This window comes from uncultured Oscillibacter sp., assembly GCF_910584465.1.
Lineage (GTDB): Bacteria > Bacillota > Clostridia > Oscillospirales > Oscillospiraceae > Oscillibacter.
The window spans coordinates 1-5,023 of record NZ_CAJUBK010000103.1; the positions used below are offsets into that span (position 1 = coordinate 1).

Annotated in this window: 6 protein-coding genes; 2 read left to right on the plus strand and 4 right to left on the minus strand. The window is 67.2% G+C overall.

Features of this window, described 5'->3' with window-relative positions; all coding sequences use genetic code 11:
• Window positions 1–207: 207 nt before the first annotated feature.
• From QZ332_RS13065 to QZ332_RS13075, 3 genes are all read right to left on the minus strand, one after another.
• The gene (locus QZ332_RS13065) at window positions 208–873 is read right to left on the minus strand and encodes a class II aldolase/adducin family protein (protein ID WP_295766220.1); all 666 of its coding nucleotides are present in this window, start codon (window positions 871–873) and stop codon (window positions 208–210) included.
• A 23-nt stretch (window positions 874–896) separates the two neighbouring features.
• Window positions 897–1,949 (minus strand): s-methyl-5-thioribose-1-phosphate isomerase, encoded by a 1,053-nt coding sequence (locus QZ332_RS13070; RefSeq protein ID WP_295766222.1) that lies wholly within the window; start codon window positions 1,947–1,949, stop codon window positions 897–899.
• A 145-nt stretch (window positions 1,950–2,094) separates the two neighbouring features.
• Window positions 2,095–2,709 carry a LysE family transporter gene (locus QZ332_RS13075; RefSeq protein ID WP_295766224.1) on the minus strand — a complete coding sequence of 205 codons (615 nt, stop codon included), beginning with the start codon at window positions 2,707–2,709 and terminating at the stop codon, window positions 2,095–2,097.
• A gap of 94 nt (window positions 2,710–2,803) precedes the next feature.
• Here QZ332_RS13075 and QZ332_RS13080 point away from each other — a divergent pair, with 94 nt between their 5' ends.
• Window positions 2,804–3,682 carry a LysR family transcriptional regulator gene (locus tag QZ332_RS13080; RefSeq protein WP_295766226.1) on the plus strand — a complete coding sequence of 293 codons (879 nt, stop codon included), beginning with the start codon at window positions 2,804–2,806 and terminating at the stop codon, window positions 3,680–3,682.
• Window positions 3,683–3,688: 6 nt separating this feature from the next.
• Here the strand turns inward: QZ332_RS13080 and QZ332_RS13085 are convergent, their stop codons facing one another.
• Window positions 3,689–3,967, minus strand: coding sequence for a YlmC/YmxH family sporulation protein (locus QZ332_RS13085; RefSeq protein ID WP_295766228.1), 279 nt, complete (start codon window positions 3,965–3,967; stop codon window positions 3,689–3,691).
• A 319-nt stretch (window positions 3,968–4,286) separates the two neighbouring features.
• On the opposite strand from QZ332_RS13085, the gene sigG reads away from it, so the two are divergent.
• Window positions 4,287–5,023, plus strand: a 737-nt coding sequence (gene sigG / locus QZ332_RS13090) for an RNA polymerase sporulation sigma factor SigG (RefSeq protein WP_295766230.1), incomplete at its 3' end; no start/stop codon positions are given.

Genomic DNA, 5,023 nt, shown 5'->3' on the forward strand with positions numbered 1-5,023 from the left:
CGGGAAGGAAGAGAGTTACGAGAGGAACCCAGGAAGGGTTCCTTTCGTTTTCAATCATAAGTTTTCAGAACTTTCAAAAAAGTTCTGAAAACTTGCTCAGCCTGTCGAAAACGTCTTTTCGACAGGCTGAAGGCATCCCCCGGCCATACCGGGGGATGCCTTTTCGGGGGCCGGCGGCGAGCGCTGCGGGTCCCCGCAGGGCGCGGTTCAATATCCGCTCTTCCCGCCGCCAGGCTGGCCGTAGGACTTGAAGCGCTCCATCACGTCGGCCATGGCCTCGCCGCTGAGGATGTTGGGCCTGCCGATGCACATGGCGCGGTACTGGAGCTCGGCGACGTACTCCATGCTCTTCGCCAGGCCGTAGGCCCCGGCGATGTCCTTCCCGCAGACCACCAGCCCGTGGTTGCCCAGCAGGACGGCGTCGCTGTCCCCGGCGGTCCGGACGGCGGCCTGGGCCAGCTCGACGGTGCCGAAGGGATAGTAGGGCGCGCAGGGCACCTCGCCGGTGTTGGCGCCGGCGATGGCGTAGTGGACGGCCCGGAGGGGCTGGCCCAGGACAGCGAAGGTGGTGCAGTACATGGAGTGCGTGTGGACCACGGCCCGGGCGCCGGGCTTGGCCTTATAGAAAAGGGCATGGAGGGCCCACTCGCTGGAGGGCTTCCGGGCGCCGTCCACGATCTTGGCGTCCAGATCGGTGACGACCACGTCCTCGGGCAGGGTCTCGAAGTAGTCGATGCCGGAGGGGCTGATGGCCATGAGGCCCTCCTCGGCGTTGTAGATGCTGATGTTGCCGCTGGTCCCGGTGCTGAGGCGGTCGGCGCTCATCCGCTTCCCGTACTCGACGACCAGTCCCCGTTCTTCCTGCATGAGCATGATCCTATCCTCCTTCTCCGGGCTCAATAGAACGTCTTGACTTCCGTATCGAAATAGCGGTCCAGCAGATAGGGGACGTAGACGCCCTTGTCCGTCACCACGCCGGAGATCAGGTGGGGGGGCACCACGTCGAAGGAGGGATAGATGCCCCGGACCTCCGGCACGGTGTTGGGGATGTCCCAGGAGGAGAGCACCGGCTTGGGGTCCCGCTGCTCGATGACGATGTCCTCCGCCGTATGCTTGTCCTCATCAGGGACGCCGGTGACATAGTAGGGGATGCCGAAATACTTCGCCAAGATCGCCATCTGGAAGGTGCCGATCTTGTTGGCGATGTGGCCGTCCCGGGCGATGGTGTCGGCGGCGGAGGTGAACACGTCGATGTGCTCCCGCTCCATGGAGTAGGCCACCATGTTGTCGGTGATGACCGTGGTGTCGAAGCCCATCTGGGCGAAGCAGCTGGCCGTGAGCCGGGCCCCCTGGAGGAAGGGCCGGGTCTCCGCGCAGAAGACGCGGAAGTGCTTGTCTTTCCTGGCGGCGGCCTGGATGACGGTGCCGATGATGGTCTCGCCGAAGCACTGGGTCAGGAGGGTGCCGCCCTCGGGGATCAGGTCCGCCAGATAATCGCCCACGATCTGCATCGTGTCGTACCGGCGGCCCAGGGACTCCAGGGTGACGTCGACGATGGCGCCGATGGGGTCCCGGCCCTCCTCCAGCGCCGCCTCGGCCGCGCGGGCACAGCGCTCGGTGACCTTGCCGTAGCGGTTGGCGGTGGTGGGGCGGGAGTGGGCCAGGTCGTGGGACGCCTGGCGCAGGAAGGCCAACTGCTCCGCCTTCCCCTTGTCCCGGACCTGATAGGCGGCCAGGGCCATGCCCATGCCCACAGCGGTGTAGGGCCCGGCGCTCTGGGTGACCATGTCGGCGATGGCCCGGACCACCTGCTGATAGGTCCGGCAGACCTCGAAGCGGACCTGGGCGGGATAGACCCGGCGGTCCAGGATGCGGACCTCGCCGTCCTCGTACCAGGCCACGTTCTCATATTTCAGGAGGAAGGGCATCCCCTGATCGTTGCGTTCCATATCGATATACCTCCTAGATCTCGTCGGATTTTCGCGGGACCATCCGTCCCGACCGTCCTACCCGACCATTATATAGGATGGCCCGGCAAAAAGCAAAGGGTTTCTGCGGGGGCCTCGGGCCGGGAGGCCCGTCCCCCTCCGGCCGTCAATGCGGCAGGACCAGGTTCACGGCGCAAAGCGCCAGGGCGGCGGCGCAGACGAGGTCCGCGGCCCGGCGGTTGTCGGCGAAGACCTTTTGCAGCGCCGCCCCGGCGAACATCCACACCAGGTTGCACGACGGCCCGATCACCGGCAGGAACAATGCCACCGGCAGTAGCGCCCGGAAGGAGCTGCTGTAGGGGAGCACGTAAGACGCCTGGGTCATCAGGCAGAAGAGGATCACCTTCACGTTGGTCAGGTTCACCAGCAGCCCGGACAGGAAGCCGGGGGCCTCCGCCGCCTTGCCGGGCCCGCCTCCGGAGGAGCGGAGGGTATGCCACGCCATCCAGAGCAGGTACGCCGCGCCCACCCAGGACAGGGCCCCGGCGTACCGGCCCATGGCCGTCCCCAGGGAGCGGGCGATGAACATCGCCGCCATGGAGACGATGAAGAAGCCGGCGAACAGCCCCCGCCACTGCCGCAGGGCCGCCGCCCTCCCATAGCGCAGGGCGGTGGAGAGGGTGCAGAGGTTGGCCGGGCCGGGGGTGATGGCGTTGGTGGAGCAGTAGAGCAGGAAGGAGGGGAGGAGGGACAGGGGCATGACGGGCACCAGCTTTCTCATCGGATGAGCCCATCATAGCAGGGATAGATCCATTTGAAAAGCGGGAGTTTTTGAAGTATACTATCGCCAAGACCGATGAAAGCGAGGAGAGCGCATGGAACTGAAGAACCTTCGCACCTTCCAGGCCGTGGTGGACCAGGGGAGCTACCAGCGGGCGGCGGAGCGCCTGGGCTACGCCCAGTCCACCATCACGGTCCAGATCCAGCAGCTGGAGGAGGAGCTGGGCGTCCCCCTCTTCGAGCGGCTGGGCCGGAGGATGGTGCTGACGGAGGCGGGGGAGCGGATCCTCCCCCAGGCCCGGGAGCTGCTGCTGGGGGCGGAGCGGCTGCTGGAGAGCGGCCGGGAGGACGGTGTCCTCTCCGGCATCTTGCGGGTGGATATGGCGGAGACGCTGCTGTGCTATAAGGCGCAGCCGGTGATCCGGGCCTTCCGGGAACGGGCCCCCCAGGTCCGGCTGGTGATCCGGAGCTGCAACTGCATGCGGATCCCCATCAACGTGCGGACCGGGGCCTGCGACCTGGGGGTAGGCTATGACATGGACTGGGACCGGGAGGCGCTGGAGGTGGAGCCCATGGGGGAGTATGACATCGTCCTCCTGGCCTCCCCGCGGTTCGCCGAGCCGGACTTCGTCACGCCGGGCCAGCGGAAGGCGGCCTCCCTGGTCACGGACGAGCCGGACAGCATCTTCCGCCGCCGCCTGGAGGCGTACCTCCGGGAGCGGGAGATCGAGCTGGACGTGACGCTGGAGCTGTGGAGCATCGAGACCATCAAGCGCTGTGTCATGAGCGACCTGGGGTTCACGTACCTGCCCCGCTTCGTGGCGGAGGAGGAGCTGGCGGACGGGCGGCTGGCGGAGCTGGGCGCGCCTGTCAGCGGCGTGCCCGCCCCGGCCCTGTGCGCCTGGCGGAAGGGACGCTGGATCGCCCCGGCCATGGAGCTGTTCCTGGAGCTTTTGCGGGAGGCGCTGGCGTAGGGCGGCTCATCGCCTCCGCTTCCGCTCCAGGCCGGGGTCCCGGCGCTGGAAGGCCTTGTCGATCAAAATGATGTCGTCCCCGATCCGCTGGATGGAGTCCCAGGGGATGTAGAACTCCTCCCCCCGGCCGAAGAGCCCGAAGAACCGGGCGGGCCCGTAGACCACGATGGCGGCCACCTGCCCCTCCGGGGCCCGGAGGTCCACGTCCGCCACCATCCCCAGCCGGGCGCCGTCGTCGATGTTGATGACCTCCTTCCGCCGGAGGTCCCGGAATCGCAGCTGCATCGCCCTCACTCCTTTCCTGGAGAGAGCCTATGCGCCTGCCGGACTGTCCGATCCCTCCCGGCACAGGATCTGACAAAAGGTCCCAGTATAGGAAAAAACGCCTCTGGAGATACTCTGCTTAGGACACCCCTTAAGATCGGACGCCGGACGGGCCCGGCCGGAGGGCCGGCACAGCGGCCCCGGCCGGCGGGAGAGGGACCTCTCCCGTTCGTCCCCGGCCCCGCCCGCAGGGCAGGGGACGGAGCGTCCGCAGGGGGCCCGCCGCGCCCGCGGGACGGCGCGGCGGCAAAGGGGAATTTCTGACCAGGGGGCGGCTTCCATGCAGGGGAAAGTAGAGATCGCGGGGGTCAACACCGCCAAGCTGAAAGTCCTGAAGAACGAGGAGACCATGGCCCTCCTCCGCCGGACGAAGGAGGGGGACCAGGAGGCCCGCCGCCAGCTCATCGAGGGGAACCTCCGGCTGGTGCTGTCGGTGATCCAGCGCTTCTCCAGCCGGGGGGAGAACGTGGACGACCTGTTCCAGGTGGGCTGCGTGGGACTGATCAAGGCCATCGACAACTTCGATATCGCCCAGCCGGTGCGCTTCTCCACCTACGGCGTGCCCATGATCATCGGCGAGATCCGGCGCTACCTCCGGGACAACAGCGCCATCCGGGTCTCCCGGTCCATGCGGGACACGGCCTACCGGGTCCTCCAGGTCCGGGAGCGGCTGATCGCCCAGACCCAGCGGGAGCCCACGGTGGAGCAGATCGCCAAGGAGCTGGACATCCCCCGGGAGGACGTGGTCTTCGCCATGGACGCCATCGTGGACCCGGTGAGCCTCTACGAGCCGGTATACTCCGACAGCGGGGACGCCCTCTGCGTCATGGACCAGGTCCGGGACACCCAGAACACCGACGAGAGCTGGACGGACCGCATCGCCCTGAAGGACGCGCTCAAGCGCCTGGACGACCGGGAGCGGCGCATCCTGTCCCTGCGGTTCTACGAGGGCAAGACCCAGATGGAGGTCTCCGCCGAGGTGGGCATCTCCCAGGCCCAGGTCTCCCGGCTGGAGAA